General features: G+C 59.0%; 25 protein-coding genes and 1 other annotated feature. Of the genes, 13 read left to right on the forward strand and 12 right to left on the reverse strand.

Translation table 11 applies throughout. The features are described from left to right. The first annotated feature begins 62 nt into the window (after nucleotides 1-62). Entirely contained in the window at nucleotides 63-1,217 is a 1,155-nt protein-coding gene (locus JZX87_RS14205) for an HD domain-containing phosphohydrolase (protein WP_206826338.1), read from the forward strand. A 12-nt stretch (nucleotides 1,218-1,229) separates the two neighbouring features. On the opposite strand, the gene JZX87_RS14210 is transcribed toward JZX87_RS14205, so the two are convergent. The 5 genes from JZX87_RS14210 to JZX87_RS14230 all read right to left on the reverse strand — a co-directional run bounded on the left by JZX87_RS14210 (nucleotide 1,230) and on the right by JZX87_RS14230 (nucleotide 6,735). Next, nucleotides 1,230-1,844 carry a riboflavin synthase gene (locus JZX87_RS14210; protein WP_206826339.1) on the reverse strand — a complete coding sequence of 205 codons (615 nt, stop codon included), beginning with the start codon at nucleotides 1,842-1,844 and terminating at the stop codon, nucleotides 1,230-1,232. Beyond that, complete coding sequence (gene ribD / locus JZX87_RS14215) at nucleotides 1,844-2,932, reverse strand: bifunctional diaminohydroxyphosphoribosylaminopyrimidine deaminase/5-amino-6-(5-phosphoribosylamino)uracil reductase RibD (RefSeq protein WP_281388849.1); 1,089 nt, start codon at nucleotides 2,930-2,932, stop codon at nucleotides 1,844-1,846. Before ribD ends, JZX87_RS14210 begins: the two co-directional genes overlap by 1 nt. Continuing rightward, nucleotides 2,929-3,420 (reverse strand): transcriptional regulator NrdR, encoded by a 492-nt coding sequence (gene nrdR / locus JZX87_RS14220; RefSeq protein ID WP_148145335.1) that lies wholly within the window; start codon nucleotides 3,418-3,420, stop codon nucleotides 2,929-2,931. The genes ribD and nrdR overlap by 4 nt, the downstream gene beginning before the upstream one ends. Nucleotides 3,421-3,429: 9 nt before the next feature. Continuing rightward, the gene (gene glyA, locus JZX87_RS14225) at nucleotides 3,430-4,719 is read right to left on the reverse strand and encodes a serine hydroxymethyltransferase (protein WP_206826340.1); all 1,290 of its coding nucleotides are present in this window, start codon (nucleotides 4,717-4,719) and stop codon (nucleotides 3,430-3,432) included. Nucleotides 4,720-5,406: 687 nt separating this feature from the next. After that, nucleotides 5,407-6,735 carry a L,D-transpeptidase family protein gene (locus JZX87_RS14230; protein ID WP_148145337.1) on the reverse strand — a complete coding sequence of 443 codons (1,329 nt, stop codon included), beginning with the start codon at nucleotides 6,733-6,735 and terminating at the stop codon, nucleotides 5,407-5,409. 518 nt (nucleotides 6,736-7,253) lie between these two features. Here JZX87_RS14230 and JZX87_RS14235 point away from each other — a divergent pair. Then, the gene (locus JZX87_RS14235; RefSeq protein ID WP_206826342.1) at nucleotides 7,254-7,454 is read left to right on the forward strand and encodes a hypothetical protein; all 201 of its coding nucleotides are present in this window, start codon (nucleotides 7,254-7,256) and stop codon (nucleotides 7,452-7,454) included. Nucleotides 7,455-7,601: 147 nt separating this feature from the next. Here the strand turns inward: JZX87_RS14235 and ldtR are convergent, their stop codons facing one another. After that, nucleotides 7,602-8,114 carry a transcriptional regulator LdtR gene (ldtR, locus tag JZX87_RS14240; RefSeq protein WP_148145573.1) on the reverse strand — a complete coding sequence of 171 codons (513 nt, stop codon included), beginning with the start codon at nucleotides 8,112-8,114 and terminating at the stop codon, nucleotides 7,602-7,604. A 233-nt stretch (nucleotides 8,115-8,347) separates the two neighbouring features. Continuing rightward, nucleotides 8,348-8,785: a DUF6163 family protein gene (locus JZX87_RS14245; RefSeq protein ID WP_206826343.1), complete on the reverse strand. Its 438-nt coding sequence runs from the start codon at nucleotides 8,783-8,785 to the stop codon at nucleotides 8,348-8,350. Nucleotides 8,786-8,915: 130 nt separating this feature from the next. Between JZX87_RS14245 and hemB the strand changes: the two genes are divergently transcribed. The 7 genes from hemB to JZX87_RS14280 all read left to right on the forward strand — a co-directional run bounded on the left by hemB (nucleotide 8,916) and on the right by JZX87_RS14280 (nucleotide 13,250). Beyond that, a complete protein-coding gene (hemB, locus tag JZX87_RS14250; RefSeq protein ID WP_183991771.1) occupies nucleotides 8,916-9,926 on the forward strand; it encodes a porphobilinogen synthase in 1,011 nt (336 codons plus the stop codon). An 80-nt stretch (nucleotides 9,927-10,006) separates the two neighbouring features. Continuing rightward, nucleotides 10,007-10,465: an RDD family protein gene (locus JZX87_RS14255; RefSeq protein ID WP_148145341.1), complete on the forward strand. Its 459-nt coding sequence runs from the start codon at nucleotides 10,007-10,009 to the stop codon at nucleotides 10,463-10,465. A 145-nt stretch (nucleotides 10,466-10,610) separates the two neighbouring features. Then, nucleotides 10,611-11,381, forward strand: coding sequence for an arginyltransferase (locus JZX87_RS14260; RefSeq protein ID WP_206826344.1), 771 nt, complete (start codon nucleotides 10,611-10,613; stop codon nucleotides 11,379-11,381). 9 nt (nucleotides 11,382-11,390) lie between these two features. Next, a complete protein-coding gene (locus JZX87_RS14265; RefSeq protein ID WP_206826345.1) occupies nucleotides 11,391-12,263 on the forward strand; it encodes a DMT family transporter in 873 nt (290 codons plus the stop codon). Between the two features lie 58 nt (nucleotides 12,264-12,321). Next, nucleotides 12,322-12,543, forward strand: coding sequence for an AbrB/MazE/SpoVT family DNA-binding domain-containing protein (locus JZX87_RS14270; RefSeq protein WP_206826346.1), 222 nt, complete (start codon nucleotides 12,322-12,324; stop codon nucleotides 12,541-12,543). Further along, nucleotides 12,540-12,932: a type II toxin-antitoxin system death-on-curing family toxin gene (locus JZX87_RS14275; protein ID WP_206826347.1), complete on the forward strand. Its 393-nt coding sequence runs from the start codon at nucleotides 12,540-12,542 to the stop codon at nucleotides 12,930-12,932. The genes JZX87_RS14270 and JZX87_RS14275 overlap by 4 nt, the downstream gene beginning before the upstream one ends. 75 nt (nucleotides 12,933-13,007) lie before the next feature. Further along, a complete protein-coding gene (locus tag JZX87_RS14280; RefSeq protein ID WP_206826348.1) occupies nucleotides 13,008-13,250 on the forward strand; it encodes an AbrB/MazE/SpoVT family DNA-binding domain-containing protein in 243 nt (80 codons plus the stop codon). A 52-nt stretch (nucleotides 13,251-13,302) separates the two neighbouring features. Here JZX87_RS14280 and parC read toward each other — a convergent pair whose 3' ends face one another. After that, nucleotides 13,303-15,558, reverse strand: a complete 2,256-nt coding sequence (parC, locus tag JZX87_RS14285) for a DNA topoisomerase IV subunit A (RefSeq protein ID WP_206826350.1) — start codon at nucleotides 15,556-15,558, stop codon at nucleotides 13,303-13,305. Nucleotides 15,559-15,751: 193 nt separating this feature from the next. Here parC and JZX87_RS14290 point away from each other — a divergent pair, with 193 nt between their 5' ends. Beyond that, on the forward strand, nucleotides 15,752-16,942 hold the full coding sequence (locus tag JZX87_RS14290; RefSeq protein ID WP_206826351.1) for an aq_1923 C-terminal domain: 1,191 nt from the start codon (nucleotides 15,752-15,754) through the stop codon (nucleotides 16,940-16,942). Nucleotides 16,943-16,996: 54 nt separating this feature from the next. Here the strand turns inward: JZX87_RS14290 and JZX87_RS14295 are convergent, their stop codons facing one another. From JZX87_RS14295 to aspS, 4 genes are all read right to left on the reverse strand, one after another. After that, nucleotides 16,997-18,478, reverse strand: a complete 1,482-nt coding sequence (locus JZX87_RS14295) for a SulP family inorganic anion transporter (protein ID WP_210349048.1) — start codon at nucleotides 18,476-18,478, stop codon at nucleotides 16,997-16,999. Between the two features lie 67 nt (nucleotides 18,479-18,545). Next, nucleotides 18,546-18,603 (reverse strand) — a sequence feature (sul1 is cis-regulatory element that is thought to sense ions involved in sulfur or methionine metabolism; They are found in Alphaproteobacteria). A 116-nt stretch (nucleotides 18,604-18,719) separates the two neighbouring features. Further along, a complete protein-coding gene (locus JZX87_RS14300) occupies nucleotides 18,720-19,040 on the reverse strand; it encodes a DUF1236 domain-containing protein (RefSeq protein ID WP_148145350.1) in 321 nt (106 codons plus the stop codon). Nucleotides 19,041-19,213: 173 nt separating this feature from the next. Next, nucleotides 19,214-21,319, reverse strand: coding sequence for a methyl-accepting chemotaxis protein (locus JZX87_RS14305; protein ID WP_286194633.1), 2,106 nt, complete (start codon nucleotides 21,317-21,319; stop codon nucleotides 19,214-19,216). Nucleotides 21,320-21,517: 198 nt separating this feature from the next. Beyond that, nucleotides 21,518-23,308, reverse strand: a complete 1,791-nt coding sequence (gene aspS, locus JZX87_RS14310) for an aspartate--tRNA ligase (protein WP_206826355.1) — start codon at nucleotides 23,306-23,308, stop codon at nucleotides 21,518-21,520. A 245-nt stretch (nucleotides 23,309-23,553) separates the two neighbouring features. Between aspS and JZX87_RS14315 the strand changes: the two genes are divergently transcribed. The 3 genes from JZX87_RS14315 (at nucleotide 23,554) to JZX87_RS14325 (ending at nucleotide 25,877) form a co-directional block, all read left to right on the forward strand. Then, a complete protein-coding gene (locus JZX87_RS14315) occupies nucleotides 23,554-23,925 on the forward strand; it encodes a hypothetical protein (protein WP_206826357.1) in 372 nt (123 codons plus the stop codon). 45 nt (nucleotides 23,926-23,970) lie between these two features. Further along, nucleotides 23,971-24,426 (forward strand): DUF411 domain-containing protein, encoded by a 456-nt coding sequence (locus tag JZX87_RS14320; protein ID WP_394353678.1) that lies wholly within the window; start codon nucleotides 23,971-23,973, stop codon nucleotides 24,424-24,426. Nucleotides 24,427-24,638: 212 nt separating this feature from the next. Then, nucleotides 24,639-25,877 carry an MFS transporter gene (locus JZX87_RS14325; RefSeq protein WP_206826359.1) on the forward strand — a complete coding sequence of 413 codons (1,239 nt, stop codon included), beginning with the start codon at nucleotides 24,639-24,641 and terminating at the stop codon, nucleotides 25,875-25,877. The last annotated feature ends 9 nt before the right edge of the window (nucleotides 25,878-25,886 follow it).

Here is a 25,886-nt window from a genome sequence, read left to right on the forward strand (position 1 = left end):
TCACTCTTGCCACCTTCGTTTTATTAGAGATCTATTATTCGACGCAGAGATGCAGGTGGATAATGGAAAAGCACCGCTTCCAAATGGATGAGATGGACGACCTGCTGCTGAACATATCAATGGCCCGTGGTCTTGAAGAAATCATGACCGTGGTCAGGCAATCCGCGCGCCGCCTGATCGGCGCCGATGGTCTCGCATTCATCCTGCGCGACAAGGACGATTGTTATTATGTCGATGAAGACGCCATCAAGCCGCTGTGGAAAGGACAACGTTTTCCTATGGAGGCCTGCATTTCCGGCTGGGCAATGCAGCATTCCGAAGTGGTCGTCATAGACGACATCACCAAGGACCCTCGTATTCCGCAGGATGCCTATCGCCCGACTTTCGTCAAAAGCCTCGCCATGGTGCCATTGCGGCCAGGCGATCCGTTTGGCGCGATTGGAGCCTACTGGTCAACCGTCGGCACGCCACCGGACGACAGCGTCTACAGCTTGCAGCGTATTGCCAATACGGCGGCGGTGGCGATGGCCAATGTGGCACTGACCAATTCGCTTGCCGAAGCGCGGGATGAGGCGGCACGCGCCCGCGACGCGATGATCCTCGCCATGGCATCACTTGCCGAAACACGCGACCACGAGACGGGCGACCATATCCGTCGCACGCAACATTATGTCCGCGTGCTTGCCGAGGCACTCAACCGGCGCGAACCGGAAACGACGGGACTCGACGAAGAATTTGTCGACCTGCTCTATAAGTCCGCTCCGCTCCACGATATCGGCAAGGTCGGCATTCCTGACCGCATCCTGCAGAAGCCGGGGCGGCTCGACCGGGCGGAATACGACATCATGAAGACCCATGCCGATCTCGGCCGCACGGCAATCGCCACCGCCGAGCGTTATATCGGATCGAGCAATCCGTTTCTCAGCCTCGCCAAGGAAATTGCCCACTGCCACCATGAGAAATGGGATGGCACGGGCTATCCGCGCGGTTTGAAGGGGGAAGACATTCCGCTTGCCGGCCGGATCATGGCCGTCGCAGACGTCTATGATGCGCTGGTATCGGAACGGGTCTACAAACCCGCGATGAGCCATAACGAAGCCGTCGACATCATTACCGGCGAAAGCGGTAAGCATTTCGATCCGGCTGTCGTCGCGGCATTCGACGAGGTGGCTCCGCAGTTTGCGGAAATCCACCGCCAGTTTTCACAGCCGATCTGACGCTGAAAGACCTCAGACCTTGGCAGGAAACTCCGCCAGACGGGCTGCATATCGCGCCATCGTGTCCACTTCGAAATTGATGAAATCGCCCGGCTTGCGGTCACCCCAGGTGGTCACAGCCAGCGTGTGGCGGATCAGCAAGATATCGAAATCGGTACCGTTGACGGCATTGACGGTCAGCGACGTGCCATCAAGCGCAACCGAGCCCTTGGGTGCAACAAAACGAGCGAGGTCTTCAGGCGCACGCAGGGTGATGCGAACCGCCTCACCTTCCGCCTCGACCGCCAGAATTTCAGCCTTGCCATCGACATGACCGGACACGATGTGACCGCCGAGTTCGTCACCGATTTTCAGCGCCCGTTCGAGATTGATCCGCGTACCCTTGGTCCACGATGCGATCGTCGTCAGGCGCAGCGCCTCTTCCCAGGCTTCTACTTCGAACCAGCGCTCGTTGCTGCCGTCTTCGGGAAGCGTGGTGACGGTCAGGCAGACACCGCCATGGGCAATCGAAGCGCCCATATCGATCGTCTTCGGGTCGTAATTGGTGGCGATGCGCAGCTTCACGCCTTCATCCAGAGCAGTCATTTCGGAAACCGTGCCGATATCGGTGACAATACCCGTAAACATCAAAGGCCTCTTTCATATTCGAAGCTGCGGTCTGCGCCGAAACGCTCCTGCCGCACGCACTGAAATCCTGCTGGAATATCGGAAGGCGTTGCCGGTGATTCAATCCCACCTGCACCGACAACCAGCTCGGACTGGGCAAGCACGAGACGATCGACCAATCCGGCCTCAAGGAAGCTGCGGCCGACACGGGCTCCGCCCTCGACCATCAACGAAGAAATTCCGCGCGTGGCGAGATTGGCCAGAAGGTCACGCAAGCTGCCCGCCTGCAGGACTTCGACGCCTGCAGACATCAGGGCGCGCAGGCGTTCTTCGTTGGACGGATGCGTCTCGCAGAAGGGATCCGTGACAGCAACGACCGGGACGGTACTGGTTGACTTCACCAGCTTGGACGTCAGCGGCAGTTCCAGGCGACGATCGAGAACGATCCTCAATGGCGAGCGGCTTTCCAGTCCCGGCAGGCGAACCGTCAGTTCCGGATCGTCTACCAGCGCCGTGCCGATACCAACCAGAATGGCGTCGTTTTCGGCGCGCATCATATGCACCTGGGCGCGTGACTGCGGCCCGGTGATCAGCAGTTCCTCGCCGCGACGGCCAAGCATGCCGTCGGCGGAAACTGCAAGCTTGAGAGTCACATAGGGCAATCCCCTCGTCTGGCGCGAGAGGTAGGCCGAAAGCACGCGACGCCCCTCGTCCTGCAGCAGCCCGGTCTCAACGACGATACCGGCTTCGCGCAGGATGCCGAAGCCGCGACCGGAAACGCGAGGGTCGGGATCGTTGAGGCAAACGACGACACGGGCGACACCTGCGGCAACCAGGGCGTTGGCACAGGGCGGCGTGCGGCCGTAATGGGAACAGGGCTCGAGCGTGACATAGGCCGTTGCGCCCCTCGCCCGCTCGCCGGCAACCGCCAGCGCCTGCGTCTCGGCATGGGGCCTGCCGCCAACTGCGGTAACGGCCTGACCGACGATAGCACCGTCCTTAACAACGATGCAGCCGACGGAAGGGTTGGTTGCCGTCAGACCGGCATGCCATCGCGACAGCCGCAGGGCGGCTGCCATGAAGCGCCGGTCATCGGCTGCGCTCGTCAAGCGCCCTCTCCGGATTCCAGCCCCGGATCACGGGCAAGCTTGGCGTTGATCTCCTCGATCACCTTCTCGAAATCCTCCGCATGGGAGAAATCGCGGTAAACCGAGGCGTAACGAACGAAGGCAACGTCATCGAGGCTTTTCAGGGCTTCAAGCACCTGCAAGCCGATCTGCTCGGACGAGATCTCCGCCTCGCCGGAGCTTTCCAGCCGGCGAACGATGCCGGACACGGCACGTTCGATGCGGTCGGCATCCACCGGCCGCTTGCGAAGCGCAATCTGGAAGGAACGCACGAGCTTGTTGCGGTCGAAAGGCGCCTTGCGGCCGGTCTTCTTCAACACCATCAGCTCGCGCAACTGGACGCGTTCGAATGTGGTGAAACGACCGCCGCAATCCGGGCAGATGCGGCGCCGGCGGATGGAGGTAAAATCCTCCGCCGGGCGACTATCCTTAACCTGGGTGTCTTCAGAGCCGCAGAATGGGCAGCGCATCTGCTCTCCTTAGAGGTAGGGGTACATCGGGAAACGATCGGTCAGGCCGACGACCTTTTCACGAACGGCAGCTTCGACGGCTGCATTGCCCTCGTCGGAATTGGCAGCCTTCAAGCCATCGAGAACTTCGACGATGAAGTTGCCGATCTGCTTGAACTCGGCTTCCTTGAAGCCGCGGGTCGTGCCGGCTGGCGTGCCGAGACGGATGCCCGAGGTGACGAAGGGCTTTTCCGGGTCAAAGGGAATGCCGTTCTTGTTGCAGGTGATGTAACCGCGGCCGAGAGCGGCCTCGGCGCGCTTACCGGTGGCGTTCTTCTTACGCAGGTCGACCAGCATCAGGTGGTTGTCGGTACCGCCCGAAACGATGTCGAGGCCACCGGCAACCAGCGTCTCCGACAGTGCCTTGGCATTCTTGACGATCTGGGCTGCGTATTCCTTGAAATCGGGCTGCAGTGCTTCACCGAAGGCAACGGCCTTGGCGGCGATGATGTGCATCAGCGGGCCGCCCTGCAGGCCGGGGAATACGGCCGAGTTGAACTTCTTTGCCAGATCCTCATCGTTGGTGAGGATTACACCACCGCGCGGGCCGCGCAGCGACTTGTGGGTCGTGGTTGTGGCAACGTGGCAGTGCGGGAACGGCGACGGATGCTGGCCACCGGCAACGAGACCGGCGATATGGGCCATGTCGACCATCAGGTAGGCGCCGACTTCGTCAGCGATCTCGCGGAAACGCTTCCAGTCCCAGATGCGGGAGTAAGCGGTACCGCCAGCGATGATCAGCTTCGGCTTGTGTTCGCGTGCCTTGGCGGCAACATCGTCCATGTCGAGCAGGTTGTCGTCTTCACGCACGCCGTAGGAAACGACATTGAACCACTTGCCGGACATGTTGACCGGCGAACCGTGCGTCAAGTGCCCCCCGGAATTCAGGTCGAGACCCATGAACGTGTCGCCCGGCTGCAAGAGCGCGAGGAAGACGGCCTGGTTCATCTGCGAACCCGAGTTGGGCTGAACGTTGGCGAAGTTGACGCCGAACAGCTTCTTGGCGCGCTCGATGGCAAGCTCTTCGGCGATATCGACGAACTGGCAGCCACCGTAGTAGCGCTTGCCCGGATAGCCTTCGGCATACTTGTTGGTCATGATCGAGCCCTGGGCTTCGAGCACGGCGCGCGAGACGATATTCTCCGATGCAATCAGCTCGATCTCGTGACGCTGACGACCGAGTTCCTTCTCGATCGCGCCAAAGATTTCCGGGTCGGTTTCGGCGAGCGGGCGGGAGAAGAATGCTTCGGTATTCGACATGAGCAAGGCTCCTGGGAGAGGTAAGAAAGCGGTGTGACGCGTCTTAGCGCTCTGCCCGTTGAAGGGCAAGACAAAGAGCGACATTTGCACGCTCCGGCGCGGTGTAGGAGACACTGTATCCCACCTCTTTCCATTCATTCAGGCTTCAAGGCCGAGAAACTGGAAAGCGGGCGTCGGCTTGAAACTCTTTGTAACATTGCTCGAATAGATGTGATCCTGATTTGAGCCGAGATCGGGCCTCAATGACCTTGCCCGTATCGGCCGAAAGATCGATCGCCTTGAGATCGACCCAGAAAGTATTCGACGTCAGAGCGGGGTCGAAGAAATGTCAGGCTCTTCAGCCCGGAGGGAAGGTAAACGTTGCGGATAACGCTGAATACGCTGGCGAGAGAGCGGTTCTGGTCTTCGAAGTTCGACATGGGATCGACGTAAAAGGAGGCACGGGCAAAGCGGGCCGCAACCGAGGGACATTTCAGCAACGAGGCGGCTGGCGCCACGGCAACACCTGCGGCAAGCAACAGGCATCTGTTAATCCGCGGTCTCCGCACCCATCGGAAGCTTCAGATTAGCGCCGCCTCAACTGCAAACAATAGAAAAACGGAGCGGTCGAATTGGTTGCTGCGATCGTGGCAACGTAAAAAGGCCGGGCAATACGACCCGGCCTTTCATCAAGATATTTCCGTCACTTTACTGCGGCAGCATGTCACTTTCGGTGAGCGCCCCTTGCCGCTGTTCAATGCCCGTGGTCGTCTGCAGCGCCAGTTCCTGATTGCCATCCTTCTGGTAGATGTCGTCGCGAAACTGGACAACACGGTCCTTGGCCGACCATGCGGTGATGTAGACGATATAGACAGGCACTTCCTGGGCGAGCTTGATCGGATTGTTCTGCCGGGTCGAGATGACGCGTTCAATCTCCTGACGCGACCAACCTGGCGTATCACGCAGCAGCCAGGTGATCATGTCGCGAACGTTCTGGACGCGCATGCAACCGGAGGATTCGAAACGCATCAGCTTGTTGAACAGGCCCTGCTGCGGCGTATCATGCAGATATTCGTTGTTCGGGTTATGGAAGTTGATCTTGGTCGAAGCCATGGCATTGATCTTGCCTGGATCCTGACGGAACATCAGGTTTGGTGCCTTGGGTGCGTTCCAGTCTACGGTTTCCGGCGCCACTTCCTGGCCACGACCGTCGAACAGTCGAATCTGGTTGCGGGTCAGGTAGGTCGGGTCCTTGCGCATCAACGGGACAATATCTTTCTCGACGATCGAGCGAGGTGCTGTCCAGTACGGATTGAGAATTACTTCATAGATCTTGGAGTTAATCGCATGGGTCGGACGGTCGATACGGCCAACAACGGCATTGGTGCGCAGGGCAACACGGTCGTTTTCTACGGCCTCTATATACATGGCGGGGATATTGACCATGAGATAACGCTGGCCGAGATCACCTGACATGGACTGAAGCCGCACGAGGTTGGTCTGCAACTGCATCAATCGCGTCTGTGCCGGAACGTTGAGCGCCTTCACAGTGAATTCGCCAAGTACACCATCTGCCGGGAGACCGTGCCGAGCCTGGAAACGTTTCACGGCGCCATCGACATAGCTGTCGAAAGCCGTCGACATGCCTGCACCCTCGTCAAGGTCTCCGGAAATGGTGAGGCGCTGGCGAAGCTGCTGAACGCTCGAATCGGCGACGCCGAGCTGCAGGCGGGTCGACGGACGCACTTCCGGCCAGCCACCGTTGGAAACGATCGACTGGTAGGTGTAAATTGCCTGCTGGATATTTGCAGGACCTTCGGTGCCCAGGATCGGGTTGTTCGAGACAACACCAACAGCAGTGCGCGAGCCCCGCGCATCGAACTGATCGTCCCAACTGCCGCGCCGCGGGGCATTGATGAGGGAATCAATCGGGCTCTGTGCAAGCGCCGGTGCGGCCAATGCCGCGGCACCTGCCGAAACAGCAGACCGCAGCAGCGCGCGGCGAGACAAAACTTCAAGTCCGATTTTCTTCGACATCATTCAATCCATCTGATCCCGGTCAACAGAACAGCGCTACAGGGATATGGTTAAAAAGGCGCAAAAGCCAAGCAGGTGCCCTTTTCGGCCCGCTCTGCCTCAATCGGCAAAGCCCCTTTTTTACCGATTGCTTGAACATGCCCGGTCCCATAGCAATATGGCCAATTCGTGTCACCAGGCGAAGGGTCACAAGCCTGTGTTGCGCTGTGACTTTTCTGCCGTATCGCAAACGCAAAAAATCACCCATCGGTTGGGCGCATGTGGCAACTGGCTGGATCTTCGTTTGGCCAGGAAATTCGCCGTAGCCTGGAGGCACCCGACACAGGAGCATCAAGCGTGCGCGCCCATTTTACAGTCTTGCCCTTTTAATCGCTTTCCGCAAAACAGGCGACCATTGAAGAATCACCCTCGGCACGAGCAATCGCTCGAGCGAGCAATTTTCGCAACAAAGCGCCAGTTTCAAGCAAGGCGACAGCAATAAATTCTATGACTTATAAATATAGGGGTGGAGAAATTAAATGCAGTGGAAGCCGGTAAACACTCTCATTCCAAACAAGCTGGTCTTTCTATTGTTCGATCATCTTGAGAGCGCTCAGTGGGTCGGTTACGTCAACGAAGACGGTATTTGCGAATGGCCTGACAAAGTCCGCGGATATCGTCCGACAGGCTGGCAGGAAGTGATTGTGGACCTGACCCACATCAAGGCCATCGGCGGCTGAACTCTCCACCATTTCCGGATATAAAACGAGCAAACCGGAGCGTAGGCCTTACGCTCCGGTTTGCTTTTGTGCGTTACCGCATGACTGGAGGCAATGGGGAACGCCAAGCCCTTAGTGGTTTAAAGGCAGATCGCGGTTCCGGTCCGATTACATCCGGTAAGCGATCGAGTCGTTCCAGAAACGATCCAGGCGCTGCAGCAGGCGGTTCATCTGTGAGAATTCGCCTTCGCCGATGCCGCCGACCTTTTCGATCGAGCCGATGTGGCGCTCGTAAAGCTTCGCGACGGTTTCGGCGATTTCTTGGCCAGCAGGCGTCAGGCTGATGCGAACCGAACGGCGGTCGATGCGCGAACGGGCGTGGTTGATGAAGCCCAGATCGACCAGCTTCTTGACGTTGTAGGAAACGTTGGAGCCGAGATAGTAGCCGCGGGAGCGGAGTTCACCGGCCGTCAGTTCGGAATTGCCGATGTTGAAGAGAAGAAGAGCCTGAACGGCGTTGACGTCGTCGCGACCCTGACGGTCGAACTCGTCCTTGATGACGTCGAGGAGACGGCGGTGGAGACGTTCCACCAGGTGCAGCGATTCCATGTAAAGTCCACGGATCGTGTCTTCGTGCGGATCTGCGACTGCCGGTGCCTGCGGCTTGAGCTTCGTGTTCATCATAACTGCCTCACTGTTTTGTTTGGCGGTGTGTTTGTTTGTTCCCGCCTTGAGACAGACCCTATCGAATGCGCATAAAATTCGACTTAAAACACTTGCTTAACAAAAGCCTACCGGCATTTTCGGATTTTGTCGGCACTGTGGCGAAGACCTTCCCCGCAGTTTTTCTGCCTATACAAATCAATATCTTAGCTCAAAAAAATCACTAAAATTCGAGCTAAATGCCTTTAGGATCAAGGTGAATCAATCCTTACCTTCTCCTCTTTGCGCCTGCCTTCCAGCCATAATGCGAGACGAAATACGACATAAAGGCTGGCCACAAGAACGTTCAGAAGCGGGACAAGATGGTTCTCGCCGAAAATTTCGGGCCAGACGACATACATGAGAATTTGGATGATAGCCGCCATTGTCCACAGGACAGCGCCCCAGGGCACGGCAAGCCACAAACCAAGAGAAGCAACCGGGAAAAGAACAGCAAGAGCCGGAGCGGTAACTCGCCAAGGCAAGTCCAGCAGATCGAAGCGAGCCCTGCCTTCGAGCGAATACCCGACGAGCATCGCCCAATATTGCATGCCGAACCAGAAACAGGTGGCGGCAATCATCCTCATGAAGAAGACGAACAGGAGCTCAGTCAGCGTGCGCCGTGGCGTCGTGGGTGATTCAGGTTCCATGGACATCGATATATAGGCGCATCAGGCCAGCCGCCAGCCACACGCATGGCAGCAATGCTTGATCCTGACCATTCATAAACAACTTGTCGCATGCTAAGGACCGGCCAACAAAAATAATGGAGACACCGTCATGGATAAGACGCACCTCGTCGACGAGATCACCGGCCACCGCAGGATGCGGCGCAATCGCAAGGCGGACTGGGTCCGCCGCATGGTGCAGGAAAACCGGCTGACCGTCGACGATCTGATCTGGCCGATCTTCATCACCCACGGCACCGGCATTTCCGAGCCGCTGGCGGCCATGCCGGGCGTCAACCGGATGAGCGTTGACAAGGCGGTAGAAGCGGTGAAGGAAGCGGCTGATCTCGGCATTCCGGCCATCGCTCCGTTCCCGGACATCGAGATGGAACTGCGCGATCCGACCGGCTCGCATATCCTCGATGCCAACAACCTGATGAACCGGTTCATTCGCGAGACCAAGAAGGCCGTGCCTAATATTGGCCTGATCACTGATGTGGCGCTCGACCCGTTCACCAGCCACGGCCATGACGGCATTCTCCGCGAAGGCATCATCGTCAATGATGAGACCGTCGATCACGTGGTGAAGGCCGCCGTCATGCAGGCGGATGCGGGCGCCGACATCATCGCACCGTCGGAAATGATGGACGGCCGCATCGGCGCCATCCGCCGCGGCCTGGATGCGGCAGGCCATCAGGATGTCGGCATCATGTCCTATGCGACGAAGTTCTCATCGGGCTTCTACGGTCCCTATCGTGAGGCAATCAATACCGGCGGCCTGCTGAAGGGCGACAAGAACAGCTATTACATCTCTCCGGCCAACGGCACCGAGGCGCTGCGCGACGCCGCACTAGACGTCGAGGAAGGTGCCGACATGATGATGATCAAGCCCGGCCTTCCCTATCTCGATATCTGTTGGCGGGTGAAGGAAGCCTTCGGCCTTCCGACCTATGCCTATCAGGTGTCCGGTGAATACGCGCAGATCAAGGCGGCTGCCATGAACGGCTGGATCGATGGCGACCGGGTGATGATGGAAACGCTTCTCTGTTTCAAGCGCGCAGGATGCGATGGTATCCTCACCTACTTCGCCGTCGACGTGGCCAAAAAGCTAGCCAAGGGCTGAGACCGGGCATTTGCGCCGAGACTTGCTAAGGTTGCAACTTCTCCCCATATGATTGGGGAGAAACAGGAGACTGAGTATCAATGAGCCTCGACCCGAACCCGACCTATGCCGCACCGGAAGACTGGCGCGCCTATAGCGGCGTTCTTTCACGCCGGGTGTTCGCCTTCATTCTCGACTATCTGATCGTGCTTCTGCTCTGCATTCCGGCGGCGGTGATCGTCTTCTTTCTCGGCATCATCACGCTCGGCCTCGGCTTCATGCTCTATCCGGCGCTGTTCGTCATCGTGGCGCTTCTTTATTTCGGCATGACGCTGGGCGGCCCGTCGCAAGCCTCGCCCGGCATGCGCGCCATGGGTATCACACTGATGCGGACCGATGGGAGGCGATTGGATTTCATGACGGCAATGGTCCACACGGTGCTGTTCTGGCTGATCAACTCGATCCTGACACCGCTTATCCTGCTTGTCGGCCTGTTCACCGAAAGGTCGCGGCTGGTGCATGACATGCTGCTCGGAACGGTCATCGTCAGGACATCCTGACCACTACTCCAGGTGCGGCCGGTTATCCGATTTTGGTGACTGGCCGCGCTTAAAACCAGGCCCCGAAAAGCGCATGGTTGACGTTTTCCATTTATGCGCCATGGTATGACATTTCTCACTCCATGACGGGATTGGCCATACCTCCATGAATACCCAGACAACGCCTTCCCCGCAGTTTTATCTGACGGCTCCGGCAGTTTGTCCTTATCTTCCGGGTGAAATGGAACGGAAGGTGTTTACCCACCTCGTCGGCCCCCGTGCAGCGGAAATGAATGACCTCCTGACACAGGGTGGCTTCCGCCGATCACAGAACATCGCCTACCGACCAGCCTGCGAGGCCTGCCGCGCCTGTGTGTCGGTGCGCATACTTGCAGGTGAGTTCGAGCCGACGCGTTCGATGAAACGCGTCATGTCGGCAAATCGCGACCTAATCGCCACCGTTCAGCCGGCCCAACCGTCGACCGAGCAGTTCGCGCTGTTCCGACGCTATCTGGACGACCGCCACCAGCATGGCGGCATGTCGGACATGTCCGCCCTCGATTATGCGATCATGGTGGAAGACACGCATGTCAACACGCGGCTGATCGAATACCGGATCCGCGAGCCGGGATCCGGTCTCAGCAAACAGCCGCAGGGAGAATTGATTGCCGTCGCGCTCACCGACATGATGAGCGACGGGCTTTCGATGGTCTATTCCTTCTTCAACCCGAAATACGAAAAACGTTCGCTCGGGACCTTCATGATCCTCGATCACATCAACCGCGCACGTTCGCTCGGTCTGCCGCATGTCTACCTCGGCTACTGGGTCAAGGGATCGCCGAAGATGGATTACAAGACCCGCTATCAGCCGCAGGAACAGCTGATGGCGCGCGGGTGGGAGCGGTCGCTTCCTCCGACGACAGATAGCGACGACTAGCGGTTGTCGATGAGCAACCATCGCCGCGGGCTTGTGCTGACCATTACCGGAGGCATTGCGCTCTCTTCCGACGTGCCGCTGGTGCGGCTGGGCGGCGGAGAGCTCTGGCAGACACTGGCGCTACGCTCGCTTTCGACTTTCGCGCTGGGCGTTCTCATCTGGGCCCTGCTCTACCGGCTTCAACCAAGCAATCCCGTCCTTCGCCCCGGAAAGGCAGGCCTGCTTGCCGGTCTTTTCTACGGGTTTTCGACAATCACCTTCCTTGGCGCCGTCTTCAACACAACAACGGCGAATGTCGTCTTCATCGTCGCCTTCACACCGATGTTCGCCGCGCTGTTCGGCTGGCTGCTGCTCCGCGAAAGCCTTTCACGATCGACATGGATAACCATGATCGCGATGATCGTCGGGGTTGGGATCATCGTCTCCGGCGGCCTGTCCGGCGGCGATTTGCTTGGCAATATGCTCGCCTTGACAACTACGCTTCTGCTTGCAGGCGCGATAAGCATCGGGCGCAAGACGAAGGTCGATCTGGGACTGGTGCCGCTCGCCGCGACCATCATCCCCGCAATCGTCGGCCTGGCGATGATGCCGCCGGACGGATTGACGTCTGTCCCCTCACCCTTCTGGGTTCTGCTCGACGGGCTGGTGATGTTGCCGATCGCCTTCTGGTGCCTCGCGACCGGCCCGAAATATCTGACCGGCGCTGAAGTCGGCATGTGCTACCTGCTTGAAACGGTCCTCGCACCGATCTGGGTCTGGATGATCTTTGCCGAGGAAATGGAGGCAAGGACGATGCTGGGCGGAGCGATCCTGATCCTTTCGCTGATCAGCCACGCACTCTGGCAGATGCGGCGCGGCAACCAGCGCCTGCGTCTCTCCTGAGCAATTTGCCGGGCAACCAGTCTCATGTTATAACAGCGTTAGAACATGAGGATCGGCCATGAACACGACCATTCGAAAGATCGGCAATTCCGAAGGCGTCATCATCCCCAAGGAGATCCTTGATCGGCTGGGCTTGAAGGCGGGCGATAGTGTCGAAATCCGTGAACAAGACGGAGGCATCCAGCTTATGCCGGAACAAGCAGACCTCGCCGAGCAATTGAAGGCTGCTCGTATCGGGATGGAAAAATATCGTATTGCCCTTAGGGAACTGGCGAAATGACAGCCTTCAAATGGCTGTCGCGCCCGGCGATAGAAATCATCCATGATGAACAAATCGCAGAGCATGGCGGACTACCTGGCCTGAGAGATGAGAATGGCTTGGAGGCGGCCCTCGCACGCCCCATCAACAAACACGACTATGGGGAAGACGACATATTCGTGCTCGCCGCGGCCTATCTTTATGGCCTGGCACGCAATCATCCTTTCTCAGACGGCAACAAGCGCATTGCTTATCTTGCAGCGTTCACCTTCCTTCTTATCAATGGTTATTTGATCGAGGCCACACAGGCAGACATCATCTCCTTCGTCCTCTCGCTTGCCGCGGGAGAGATTGACGAAGAAGGCGCAACTCGTTTTCTCCGCGACCACTGCGTTCCCTACCCCGCGTAACTTCGGCCTCAGCCGAGACGATATCGCTTGCCCTGAAAACATGATATCGTCTCACTTCAATCCGTGGAGGGCGGCATGGGCGAGACAGTGACGATCCAGAGGATCGGGGACAGGTGCGGCATCATGTTGCCGCAGGAGCATCTTGATAAGCTAGGCTGGAAGGAAGGGGATCGCGTCGAGATCCGTTCCGATCAGGTTCATATCGAATTCACCGCACCGAATGGCGACGATAGCGAAGCCGCGAGATCCTTTTCGCTGACGCATGGAACCGCGATGAGAAACTATCTCACGGCACTCAAGGAACTGGCCAGACACTAAAAGCGCCGCCCATCAGGAAGGATGAACGGCGCCAGATTTCAGTGACCTCACATCAGCCGGCGAATTTACCGCTGCGTGGAAAACCCTTGGGAACGGTACGTCCGGCCGAAGCGCGATCGCCCATCCATTCCAGAAGTTCTTCCTTGGTGCGATTGAACGCGCGGCCGGCGCTGTCTTCCCAGGAAAGACCGGCGTCCATGGCAAAGCATTTGATGTCGGAAATGCCGCCATCCTTGTAGCGCTGCAGGCGAACGCCCTTGCCACGGGTCATTTCCGGCAATTGCTCCAGCGGGAAGACCACCATCTTGCGGTTTTCGCCGACAATCGCCACGTGGTCACCGGACACAGGCACGACGAGCTTCGTCTCGTCGGGCATGCCGACGTTCATCACCTGCTTGCCCTTTCGGGTATTGGCGACCATCTCGCTTTCGGCAACGACGAAGCCATAGCCCGCCGTCGAGGCGATGATCATCTTGCGGCTTGCATCGTGGACAAAGGCGGTCAGGATGTCCTGATCGTTTTCCATGTCGACAATGATGCGGATCGGTTCGCCGTGACCGCGGCCACCCGGCAGCTTATCGCCACCAAGCGTGTAAGCCTTGCCGCCGGTCGTGACGAGAAGAAGCTTGTCGGTCGTCTGGGCCGTAAAAGCGATCTTCGGTCCGTCACCTTCCTTGAAGGTGAGACCCGACGTATCGGCCACATGGCCCTTGAGCGCGCGGATCCAGCCCTTCTGCGAGATGATGACGGTGATCGGTTCCTTTTCGATCATCGCCTGCTGGATGGCTTCGATGTCGGCTTCCGGCGCTTCGGCGAACTGGGTGCGGCGGCGGCCGAGCTCGGTCGCCTTGGCATAGGTCTTCTTGACGTCCTGGATCTCGACCTCGATCATCCGCCACTGCTTGTCGTCGGATGCGAGCAGTGCCTCGATGTCTGCCTTTTCCTTGGTCAGCTTGTCGTTCTCGGTTCGGATCTCGAATTCCTCGAGCTTGCGCAAATTGCGCAGCCGCATGTTGAGGATCGATTCCACCTGGAGATCGGTCAGAGACCAGCGCTCGACCATGACCGGCTTCGGCTCATCCTCTTCGCGGATGATGCGGATCACTTCGTCGATGTTGAGATAGGCGATCAGCAAGCCGCCCAAGATCTCCAAGCGCCGGTCGATCGCGGCCAGACGATGACGCGAGCGGCGAACGAGCACGTCCTTGCGATGCGCCAGCCATTCGATCAGCACCTCGTTCAGCGCCATGACCTTGGGCACGCGGCCCATCGACAGAACGTTCATGTTGAGCGGAATGCGGCTTTCAAGCTCGGTCAGCTTGAACATCGATTCCATCAGGAGCGTCGCATCGACGGTACGGCTCTTCGGCACGATGACGATGCGCACGTCTTCGGCTGATTCATCGCGGATATCGTCGAGCAGCGGCAGCTTGCGGGCGATCAGCAGTTCGGCGATCTTTTCGATCAGACGCGACTTCTGCACCTGATAGGGAATTTCGGTGACGACGATCTGGTAGCCGCCGCGGCCGAGATCTTCCACTTCCCACTTGGCACGGACGCGGAAACCACCGCGGCCGGTCTTGTAGCTCTCGATGATCGATTCACGGCTGTCGATGATGATGCCGCCGGTCGGCAGGTCCGGGCCGGGCACGAAATCGACCAGCTTCTCGACCGTCGCATCCGGATGCCGGATCAGGTGGAGTGCCGCGTCGCAAAGCTCGTGGGCGTTATGCGGCGGGATGGACGTCGCCATGCCGACCGCGATCCCCGTTGCGCCATTGGCGAGCAGGTTCGGAAAAGCGCCTGGAAGAACCGTCGGCTCCGAATTACTTTCGTCATAGGTGTCGCGGAAATCGACGGCGTCCTGATCGATCCCTTCCAGCATGAGTTCGGCCACCGACGTCATCTTGCTTTCGGTGTAACGCATGGCGGCGGGGCTATCGCCGTCGATATTGCCGAAATTGCCCTGGCCGTTGACCAGCGGATAGCGCAGCGAGAAATCCTGCGCCAGGCGCGCCAGCGCGTCGTAGATCGACTGGTCGCCGTGCGGATGATAGTTACCCATCACTTCGCCGACGATCTTGGCGCATTTGCGGAAGGCGGTGTTCGGCCGGAGGCCCATCTCGCTCATCGCATAGACGATACGGCGATGGACCGGCTTCAGTCCATCACGGACGTCCGGCAGCGCGCGGTGCATGATGGTGGACAGCGCATAGGCGAGATAGCGCTCTTCGAGCGCTGCCTTGAGGTCCACCGGTAAAATATTGTCGCCGCCGTCGTCGCCGGGCGGATTCACGATCTGTCCCATGGGCTTTGACTAGCTCAAAGCCCGGTTTTCAGCAACAAAGCCGGGGATATCAGCCTGTGGAGAAACTAACGCTTTGATAAGGGCGTCACAAAAATGGCTCAAGCCCTTCGTCACAAAGCGATGGACGTTTCATCCGCCAGACCTATAAATGCGATTGATTTCACGGGCAGTTTTTTGCCGCAGGAGGCTTTTCATGCGTTATTCTTCCACAATCAGGCTGCTTGCAGCCGGAACGACCCTCATTGCACTCGGCACACCTGCCCTGGCGCTCGATGGAAACGATCTGGTCAAGAAGCTCAACAGCGCTCTCTACATGCAGCAGGGCGAAGGCATCGTGCCGGGTTCCGTGGAGGTCAACGGTTCCAACGTCACGCTTCGCAACAGCCGTTTCGAAGCCGGCGCCAGCCAGGGCAGCCTGCCGCTCGGCACGATCGAGATGGAGGGCGTGGAAGAGGATGCCGGCGGTTACTCGATCGAGACCGTGACATTCGAGAATGTCGACCTGCGACAGGACAAGACCGAGATCAGCGCCTCCGACATCGTCATGAGCGGCGTTACCGTGCCGGCGAACACGACCGGCAATTCTTTGGACTCGGTACTGCTCTACGACAAGGCGACGACCGGCCCGATGGCGATCAAGGTCGACGGCAAGACCGTCGCATCGATCGGATCCTCAAAGCTGACCACCGACGTCTCGGACGACGACAAGAAAATCAGCTTCGATCTGCAGGTCGCGGACATCAAGGCTGATCTTGCCACGATCGACGATCCGGCGACGAAACAGACGATCTCCGATCTCGGCATCACGTCGCTCGACGGCAAGGTCAGCATGGCCGGAAGCTGGGACCTGGAACCCGGCACGCTGGCAATCGAGGAATATGCGTTCGACTTCGCCAATATCGGCAGGCTCGACATGGCATTCAGCCTCTCCGGCTACACGCTCGATTTCGTTCGTTCCGCCAATGAGACGGCACGTGCGATGGAAGCCAATCCGAACAAGGAGCAGGCAGAACAGGCCGCCAATCTTGCCATGCTCGGCCTGATGCAGCGCCTGACCTTCAACAGCGCGATGATCAGTTTCGCGGACGACGGTATTACCGAAAAGGCACTGGATGTCGTCGGCAAGCAGCAGGGCACGAGCGGCGACCAGCTCGCCCAGATGATCAAGGCGATGACACCGATCGTGCTTGCCCAGTACAACATTCCGGAATTGCAGAACGCGCTCAGCCAGGCGGTCAACACCTACCTGGACAACCCCGGCAGCCTGACGATCACCGCCCAGCCGCCGAGCCCGGTTCCCTTCCCGATGATCCTCGGTGCCGGCATGGGCGCCCCGAACACACTGCCGCAGGTGCTTGGCGTGACGGTGAAGGCGAACGACTGATATCATCGCCTCGGAAATCGAAAAGCCCGGCAGGTGACTGCCGGGCTTTTTCCGTCAGTGCGCCGGAGATGGCGCGAGAGAGGCATGTTCCTTGTCGTGGAGAGCGAAGCGATCGATCATGCTGGCACTGGCCTCATTGGCTCCCCTCACCTCGACCTCGGCACCCCGGCGGCGGAATTTCAGGACGATCTGGTCGAGTGCCTCGACCGCTGAAATATCCCAGAGATGAGCGCGGCTGACGTCGATCGCCACACGCTCGAGTTTCTCTTCAAAATCGAAGGCCTGAAGCAGGGAGTGGGTCGAGGCGAAGAAGATCTGTCCTTCGACTTCATAGATACGCGTGGCGTCCTCCAGCCTGGACGACACCTTGAACATACGCGCCACCTTGCCGGCGAAAAACACGCCCGACAGCAGCACGCCGACGATCACGCCCTTGGACAGATCATGGGTGAAAAGCACGACGGCAACTGTCGCCAGCATGACGATGGACGATGTACCGGGATGGCGCTTCAGATCGACGATCGACTTCCATGAGAAGGTGCCGATCGACACCATGATCATGATCGCCACCAGCGCCGCGACCGGCACGATGCGCAGGACATCATCAAGGACCAGAAGCAGGATCAGCAGGAAGGCACCGGCAACGAAGGTGGAGAGACGTCCGCGGCCGCCCGAAGAGACATTGATTACCGACTGACCGATCATTGCGCAGCCCCCCATGCCGCCGAACAGACCGGAGACGATATTGCCCGTGCCCTGCCCGACGCATTCGCGGCTCTTACTGCTGACCGTATCGGTCATATCGTCGACGATCTGCGCGGTCAGCAATGACTCCAGCAATCCGACCGCAGCAAGCGCCAGCGAATAGGGGAAGATGATCTGCAGCGTCTCGAATGTCAGCGGCACCATGGGAAGCGCAAAGACCGGCAAGGCGGTCGGCATTTCGCCGAGATCGGCAACTGTCCGGACATCGATGCCAAAACTCAACGTCACGATCGTCACGACGACGATAGCGACAAGCGGCGATGGCACGGCCTTGGTCAGATAGGGAAAGAGATAGATGACCGCCAGCGCCAGCGCGATCAGCGGATAGGTGACTGCGGGAACCCCGATCAGCTGCGGCAGCTGCGCTGTGAAGATGAGGACCGCCAGCGAATTGACGAAGCCTGTCATGACCGACTTGGAGACGAAGCGCATCAACCGGCCGAGCTTCAGCATGCCGGCGATGATCTGCAGCACGCCCATCAGGAGCGTTGCGGCAAACAGATATTCGATGCCGTGCTCCTTCACCAGCGGCCCCATAAGGACGGCCGTTGCTGCGGTTGCGGCGGAAATCATCGCAGGGCGACCGCCGGTAATGGCGGTGGTGCAGGCGATCGCTACGGAAGCGAAGAGACCGACCTTCGGGTCGACACCGGCAATCACGGAAAAACCGACAGCTTCCGGGATAAGGGCCAGAGCGACGACGACGCCGGAAAGGACATCGCCACGGATGTTGGAAAACCACTCGCGGCGGTAATTGGTCAAACTTGTCATGGAAAATCGCACACATTCGCGCATCGCCGCAGGAAATATCCGGGGTGTGAAAACGGCTGATGCTTTGCGTTGTCCGGCGGATCGGCGGCCGGAAGAGCCACCCGGGAGTTTCACCCGAGTCCTTGTGGTGTGTGCTGTTTAGACGCGGCTGCGAGAAGCAGCAACAAAAAATGACAAAGCCCGGAAGGCTTCAACCTTCCGGGCTTTGATTTCCGTTCAATCTGAAACGGTATTATCGATTTTACTCGAGAACCTGGATCACCGTGTGGGTCTGGGGATCGACGATCACACGTCGCTCATTGACGATGGTGTAACCGTAATTGTCATAGCCCTGAACCGGGCGAACTTCGACCGTATCGGGCAATACCCGCCCTACCAGTACATCGCCCTCGTAAGGCACGGATTCGATCGGCTGTTCCATTACATAGGTACGGACTTCACCGGGCAGCACGACCGTGGAATTGGTGGTCACCGGATCCTGGGTGATCACGGTGGTTTGGGCGAAAGCCACACCGGAAAAAGCCATCGAGGCCGCGGACACGGCCAGCAGGAACTTACGCATGTTGTTTCTCCCTTGCTTCTGCTGGCAGTAACAACCCGGTCGGGATGAGATGGTTCCGCATTTTTAACTGCCTTAATTGTGGCAGAAACTATGGCAAAACTGCAGCAATACATACGCTCCTGCCCGAACGAGTATTTCGAACAGTCTGAACTTCGCCGGAGACTTGGATACGGTCAGGCGGCGCGGCTGTCGAGACGCCGATCCATTTGCTGCTTGGGCGTCAGGCGGAACATGCCGACGAGTTCGCGCAGCCGCTGTGCCTCGGTCATCAGAAGCGCACTGGCAGCATTGTTTTCCTCGACCATCGCCGCGTTCTGCTGCGTGCCCTGATCGAGCAGATTGACGGCACTGTTGATCTCCCCCAGCCCAACCGACTGTTCCCGAGCGGAAACCGCTATCGCCTCGACCTGAACATTGATCGCCTCGATGCGGCTGCTGATACCGGTCAGTGCTTCGCCGGTATCACGCACGGAACGGACACCATCCTTCACCTCGTCCGCCGAAATCTGAATGAGCTGCTTGATCTCGCGTGCGGCATCGGCCGAGCGGCTGGCGAGTGCCCGCACCTCCTGCGCCACGACTGCGAAGCCGCGACCTGCATCCCCTGCCCTTGCCGCCTCGACACCGGCGTTCAGCGCCAAGAGGTTGGTCTGGAAAGCAATTTCATCGATCACCCCGATGATACCGGAAATCCTTGCGGAGGATCCTTCGATACGCCGCATGGCTTGTAGCGCATCCGAGACGAGGCCCCGCGTATGCTCCGCCGCCTTGTTCGCCTCGCTTGCAAGGCCATGTGCCTCCTGCGAGCGGCGCGACGAATTGCCGACATTGGCGGTGATCTCATCCAGAGCCGCCGCGGTTTCCTCAAGCGAAGCCGCCTGCTGTTCCGTGCGGCGGGAAAGATCATCGGCACTGCCCGCGATTTCGCGGCTTCCGCCTTCTATCGAGCCGCTGGCATGGGCGATCTCCGTCATCACATCTGCAAGGCGTGCCACGGTCTGGTTGAGGTCGCTGCGCAGCGCTTCGAAATCGGGAGCAAAAGGCTCGGAGAGTGTGAATGAAAGATCCCCCTCGGCCAGGCGTTGCAGACCACCAGCCAGACCGCGTGTCGCCTGTTGCAATATCCTGCGCGCCTCGGCTTCAGCTTCCTCGTGCATGCGCTTGCGTTCGTCCTCGGCATTTGCACGCGCCGCCGCGGCCTCCTGCTCAAGCCGCATGTTGGCAATCGCAGCCTCACGGAAGGTATCGAGTGCCTCAGCCATTGCACCGAATTCATTGCGACAGTGGAGTGCCGGGATGGTGATATCCGTCTGGCCATCGGCCAGCCTGCGCATGGCTCTCGTCATGGCGACGACCGGGCCGGTAATGGAACGCCCGATCAGCCAGACGCCCGCGGTCAAAGTGGCGATGGCGCCAAGAAGAAGTGCTGCGACGATGAAGAGATTGCGTTCCGCAACCAGCTCGTTCTCGGCCAGCGTTTCAGCCCGCTGCGTCTCATAAGCTGCTCGGACGGCTGCGACCTGCGGTTCGAGCGCCCGGTAGGCTTCAGACACGTCAGCTTCCGACTTGGCTTCCTTCAAGCTGCCATCGGCATAGAGCTTGAAAGCCGTCCGATAAACTTCCAATGCATCCACGACGCGGCTGCGCTGCGCGCCCGGACGAAAGGCCTGCTTGACCAGAACGGTAAAGGTCTCCGCCTCTGCTGCATGCTTTTGGAGATAGCCAGCATCTCGACGCAGGATGAAATCCTTCTCGTGTCGCCGCATCATCAACATACTGGCGCGAATGGCTACATCCTCGACAGACTGAAGGCGATCCTCGATTGAGTGCACGGCGGAGCGCATGGCGCCCTCAAGGCCGTTATTCTGGTCTAGTCCGAGATCCTGATTGTCTTTTACCAGCGTCGCAAAGGCGGCCTCATAGGCCGAAAGCCCCTCACCCAACCGGTCAAGATTGGCAGTAAGCTCACCGGTCGCAGAAGACTTCAGTCTGTCGAGCCGGGCGTGAACGCCGGCAATCATCGACTGAAACTTCTCCACAGCCACGATGTCCTTGTTCAGCAGGAAATACTGCTCCCAAAGCAGGCTGTCGCTTACGCCCGCGGACATCATCGAAACTTCCGCCTGTCTTACCGTCAGTGCATCCGCTGTCGCCCGATATCCCCTCTCGATCTGCCGTTGACCGAGAAAGATTGCCGAGATCGCGACGATACCGACCAAGGCGAGAATGGCGAGCAGCAGCACACGATGGGAAATGCGCAGATTAGAGAAAAAGGCCAAGTCAAAAAATCCCGTGGCAGATGAATATGCCCGGATAACTGCCTGTCAGGGTTTAAATAAACCTCAATGGGAATGTTAAAATTCACAACCAGTTTTGCAATGCAGCAATGCAACTGCGCATTGCACAGCTATGCAAAACGGCGACCCGAGGGCCGCCGTTGAACTTGCTTGAAAATCGACGGGTCGAAAGACTGAAAATCAGTCTTTCTTCACTGGCGGGATCGGACGGATCGCCAGTTCGCGTAGCTGGGTCGGCGTGGCTTCCGAGGGAGCGCCCATCAGAAGATCCTGTGCCTGCTGGTTCATCGGGAACAGCGTGATTTCGCGCAGGTTCTTGGCACCGGTCAGGAGCATGACGACGCGGTCGACGCCGGCTGCCATACCGCCGTGCGGAGGTGCACCGTACTGGAAGGCGCGGTAGAGGCCGCCGAAGCGGTCTTCCACGTCCTGCTGCGACAGGCCGACCATTTCGAAGGCCTTGACCATGACTTCCGGCAGCTGGTTACGGATCGAGCCCGAGGCGATTTCGAAGCCGTTGCAGACCATGTCGTACTGGTAAGCCTTGATCGTCAGCGGATCCTGGTTTTCCAGTGCTTCGAGACCGCCCTGCGGCATCGAGAACGGGTTATGGGCGAAGTCGATCTTCTTGTCTTCTTCGTTATATTCGAAGAATGGGAAGTCGACGATCCAGCACAGGGCGAACTGGTCCTTGTTGGAGAGGTTCAGTTCGTCGGCGGCGCGGTTACGGGCCTCGCCTGCAAACTTGTAGAACTTTTCCGGTTCGCCGGCGACGAAGAAGCAGGCGTCGCCTGCCTCCAGACCGAGCTGTGCTGCAATCGCTGCGGTGCGTTCTTCGCCGATGTTCTTGGCGAGCGGACCGGAACCGGCAACCTTGCCCTCTTCTTCCTTCCAGAAGATGTAGCCGAGGCCCGGCTGGCCCTGCTGCTGCGCCCAGGCGTTCATGCGGTCGCAGAATGCGCGGCTACCGCCGGTCTTGGCCGGGATCGCCCAGACTTCGACCTTCGGGTTCGACGCGATCATGCCGGCGAATACCTTGAAGCCGGAGCCGGCAAAATGCTCGGTGACAGCTTCCATTTCGATCGGGTTGCGCAGGTCCGGCTTATCGGAACCGTACTTGCGGATCGCGACGTCATACGGGATGCGTGGGAATTCCTTGGTGACCGGCTTGCCTTCGGCAAACTCTTCGAAGATGCCGCGCACGACCGGTTCCATCGTTTCCCAGACTTCTTCCTGGGTGACGAAGCTCATTTCGAGGTCGAGCTGGTAGAATTCGCCTGGCAAGCGGTCGGCGCGCGGGTCTTCGTCGCGGAAGCACGGTGCAATCTGGAAGTAGCGGTCGAAACCGGCAACCATCATCAACTGCTTGTACTGCTGCGGCGCCTGCGGCAGGGCGAAGAACTTGCCGGGGTGGATACGCGACGGCACGAGGAAGTCGCGTGCGCCTTCCGGCGAGGACGCGGTCAAGATCGGCGTCGAATATTCGGTGAAACCACCGATCGTCATTTCGCGGCGCATGGCGGCGATGATCTGGGTGCGCTTGACGATGTTTTTGTGCAGCGTTTCGCGGCGCAGGTCGAGGAAGCGGTACTTGAGGCGCACGTCTTCCGGATATTCTGGCTCACCGAAGACCGGCAGCGGCAATTCCTTGGCAGCCGACAGAACCTCGATTTCCTTGGCGTAGAGCTCGATCTCGCCGGTCGCCATGTTCTTGTTGACGGTGTCTTCCGAACGGGCCTTGACGGTGCCGTCGATGCGGATGACCCATTCGCCGCGCACGACCTCAGCCGTCTTGAAGGCCGGGCTGTCCGGGTCGCAGACGACCTGGGTCATGCCGTAATGGTCGCGAAGGTCGACGAAGAGAACGCCGCCATGATCTCGCACACGATGGACCCAGCCGGAGATGCGGACATTGGAGCCGACATCCGACTTGCGGAGGGCTGCACAGGTGTGGCTGCGGTAACGATGCATGTCTTTTATCCTGGACTGATGCTTGAACGACCTTTTACGGCATGCGAAGCAGCCCGGTCGAAATCATGGAAAATCGGCGCGAAAAGCGCATGGGTAGGCCGATTTGTCAAGGTTGCAATGCTTCGACAGGGCCGCTTAGCACATGATAGTGGGCATCTGCCGGCCTCCTTGCCGCCAAGGGGCTGCGTGCTTATGTCCCTTCGTCACCTCTTCAATATCGAGGCCGGCGATGCGATTATAAATCCATGGTCAAGTTTACCCGCGTCATGCTGATGGTTCTGGCCGCGCTTTTTCTGGCGCGCGGACCTATTGCCTATGGCGCGCAGTCGGCAGCGGGTCATGTCCATCTCAGCTATGCAGAACTGGCCATGCATCGTGGGCATACGCCGATGGACGGCCCTCAAGCCGAGACACAGTGCTCGAAGGCGGGATGCGCCCTTGCAGCCTGCCAGGTGCTGTCGGTTACGGCCGCGATCCTTCCAGATAGCCAGATTGCCGTTCCGGTATTTCTTGCACCTGCCTACCCCCATACTGACGACGCGGCCTTCTCGTCCCTGCGTAACGGACCTCCCCCACCTCCTCCAAAATCTCCGATCGATCACGTGCAGGCGGCCTGACCGCCCGAACCGAAACACTCGTTCGCCGATCCCAAGGAGATTATCGTGAACAGACAGACATTTGCGGCGAGATCGCTCGCCTTCGCACTGATGAGTGCTGCGTCCTTTATTGCCACCGGCGCCATGGCCGCGGAAATGGTGGTTTACAAAAGCCCCTATTGCGGCTGCTGCGAAGCATGGGCCGAAGCGCTTACCTCATCCGGCATCGCGCTTCGCATGGAAAATGTCGAGGATATGGACGCATTAAAGGCCGGGTACAAAGTACCGGAGGACGCCTGGAGCTGCCATACGGCGGTAGCAGGCGGCTATGTGTTCGAAGGCCATGTACCACTCGAAGCAGTCAACCGCGTGCTGGCCGAGCGTCCCGACATTGCCGGCATCGCCGTTCCCGGCATGCCGAGTGGCTCGCTGGGAATGGGCGAGGACCCGTCGGCATCCTATGACGTGATTGCGTTTAACAAGGATGGCGGCCAGTCGGTCTATATGGAAATCAGGCCGTAATTACCGCCTTCGAACCTTGGTCCTCCCGCGGCCACCACCCGCTCCCGCCTGCTTTAAAGAGGCCAAGGGCGGGTGGCATTGTTTCCCAACCACCATTTCCGAGGCGGCGAAGTTTTTCGCATCATGCGCCCTGCTTTAGCCATTTCCGGTCTGTCGTTTACATGCGCGGCACGCTACAGCTTGGCGGACACCCCCGCGCAAAGATTCCCCTCATGTCCCATATACGCCCCCTCGTGCCCCTTCTCGTCACCGCAGGCATCCTGATCGGCGGAAACGGGCTTCAGGGAACCTATATCGCGCTGCGCGGCACAGCCGAGGGTTTCTCACCCACGGTCATCGGCATGATCGGCGCCGGATACAGCGTCGGCTTCGCAGTCGGCTGTATTTATGTTTCGCGACTGCTGCGATCGATCGGGCATATCCGCACCTTCGCCGCAATGGCTGCAATCGGGGCATCCTGCTCTATCGTCATGGCTCAGGTGATCGATCCGGTCGCATGGGCATTGCTGCGCTTCCTGATCGGCATTGCCGTCGCCAGCCTGTTTGCCACTGTCGAAAGCTGGATCAACGCGAAGGTGACCAATGAAAACAGGGCAAGAACGTTGTCGATCTATCGCTTCGTCGATCTCGGCTCGGTTACCTTCGCCCAATATCTCATTCCAACGGTTGGCATCGAAGGACAGGCGCTCTTCGCCATCATCTCGATCGCCATGACATTGTCGCTGGTGCCTATTTCTGTCGCCGACAAATCAAGCCCTGCCCCGCCGGATGCCGTGGCCTTCGATCTCAAGGCGGTCTGGCAGATCTCGCCGCTTGCCGTCGTCGGCGTCGTCGCCGTGGGCCTCTCGATGGCGGCATTCCGCAATATCGGGCCGGTCTATGCGCATGAGATCGGCATGGACATTACCTCCATCGCGACATTCATGAGCGCCGGCATCATCGGCGGCGTCGTGCTGCAATATCCGCTCGGTCTTTACTCCGACAAGCTGGACAGGCGGCGCGTCATCGTCTGGGCAACGATCGGCTCGATCCTGACCGGCGGTTATCTCTCATTCGGTGCAGGCACGAACGAGACGGCCAATATCATTGCCGTATTCCTCTTCGGCGCATTTTCCATGCCGCTCTACTCGCTGTGTTCGGCACATGGAAACGACCACGCCAAGCCGGGGCAATATGCGCTGGTTGCCGCTGGCCTGCTGTTCTTCTGGTCGGTCGGCGCGATCGTCGGCCCGCTGCTCGCCGCCACACTGCTCCAATATCTCGGCCCGCGCGCCTTTTTTGCCTATACGTCCGTCATCTTTGCCGGTTTTCTGATCTTCACCATCATGCGCATGGGGGTAAGGCCGCCCGTGCCGCCATCGGAACGGCATGCCCGCTTCCGCGCCCTTTTGCGCACATCCGCCTATTTCAACCGGCTGGCGGCACCGCCTGAAAAAGATGACAGGGACTAACGCCTTAGC

Source organism: Agrobacterium sp. Ap1 (assembly GCF_017313375.1).
In the GTDB taxonomy this organism is placed as follows: Bacteria; Pseudomonadota; Alphaproteobacteria; order Rhizobiales; family Rhizobiaceae; genus Neorhizobium; species Neorhizobium cellulosilyticum.

Bases quoted from the DNA above. Each gene is read 5' to 3' on its own strand.
- ldtR (WP_148145573.1), bottom strand. From the start codon at position 8,114: ATGAACACGAAGCTCAAGCCGCAGGCACCGGCAGTCGCAGATCCGCAC.
- JZX87_RS14230 (WP_148145337.1), bottom strand. From the start codon at position 6,735: ATGTCGAAGAAAATCGGACTTGAAGTTTTGTCTCGCCGCGCGCTGCTG.
- parC (WP_206826350.1), bottom strand. From the start codon at position 15,558: ATGGGACAGATCGTGAATCCGCCCGGCGACGACGGCGGCGACAATATT.
- JZX87_RS14275 (WP_206826347.1), top strand. From the start codon at position 12,540: ATGACAGCCTTCAAATGGCTGTCGCGCCCGGCGATAGAAATCATCCAT.
- JZX87_RS14300 (WP_148145350.1), bottom strand. From the start codon at position 19,040: ATGCGTAAGTTCCTGCTGGCCGTGTCCGCGGCCTCGATGGCTTTTTCC.
- JZX87_RS14255 (WP_148145341.1), top strand. From the start codon at position 10,007: ATGAGCCTCGACCCGAACCCGACCTATGCCGCACCGGAAGACTGGCGC.
- JZX87_RS14270 (WP_206826346.1), top strand. From the start codon at position 12,322: ATGAACACGACCATTCGAAAGATCGGCAATTCCGAAGGCGTCATCATC.
- JZX87_RS14315 (WP_206826357.1), top strand. From the start codon at position 23,554: ATGGTCAAGTTTACCCGCGTCATGCTGATGGTTCTGGCCGCGCTTTTT.
- JZX87_RS14210 (WP_206826339.1), bottom strand. From the start codon at position 1,844: ATGTTTACGGGTATTGTCACCGATATCGGCACGGTTTCCGAAATGACT.
- glyA (WP_206826340.1), bottom strand. From the start codon at position 4,719: ATGTCGAATACCGAAGCATTCTTCTCCCGCCCGCTCGCCGAAACCGAC.
- nrdR (WP_148145335.1), bottom strand. From the start codon at position 3,420: ATGCGCTGCCCATTCTGCGGCTCTGAAGACACCCAGGTTAAGGATAGT.
- JZX87_RS14235 (WP_206826342.1), top strand. From the start codon at position 7,254: ATGCAGTGGAAGCCGGTAAACACTCTCATTCCAAACAAGCTGGTCTTT.
- aspS (WP_206826355.1), bottom strand. From the start codon at position 23,308: ATGCATCGTTACCGCAGCCACACCTGTGCAGCCCTCCGCAAGTCGGAT.
- hemB (WP_183991771.1), top strand. From the start codon at position 8,916: ATGGATAAGACGCACCTCGTCGACGAGATCACCGGCCACCGCAGGATG.
- JZX87_RS14280 (WP_206826348.1), top strand. From the start codon at position 13,008: ATGGGCGAGACAGTGACGATCCAGAGGATCGGGGACAGGTGCGGCATC.
- JZX87_RS14290 (WP_206826351.1), top strand. From the start codon at position 15,752: ATGCGTTATTCTTCCACAATCAGGCTGCTTGCAGCCGGAACGACCCTC.
- JZX87_RS14205 (WP_206826338.1), top strand. From the start codon at position 63: ATGGAAAAGCACCGCTTCCAAATGGATGAGATGGACGACCTGCTGCTG.
- JZX87_RS14325 (WP_206826359.1), top strand. From the start codon at position 24,639: ATGTCCCATATACGCCCCCTCGTGCCCCTTCTCGTCACCGCAGGCATC.
- JZX87_RS14295 (WP_210349048.1), bottom strand. From the start codon at position 18,478: ATGACAAGTTTGACCAATTACCGCCGCGAGTGGTTTTCCAACATCCGT.
- JZX87_RS14245 (WP_206826343.1), bottom strand. From the start codon at position 8,785: ATGGAACCTGAATCACCCACGACGCCACGGCGCACGCTGACTGAGCTC.
- JZX87_RS14265 (WP_206826345.1), top strand. From the start codon at position 11,391: ATGAGCAACCATCGCCGCGGGCTTGTGCTGACCATTACCGGAGGCATT.
- JZX87_RS14260 (WP_206826344.1), top strand. From the start codon at position 10,611: ATGAATACCCAGACAACGCCTTCCCCGCAGTTTTATCTGACGGCTCCG.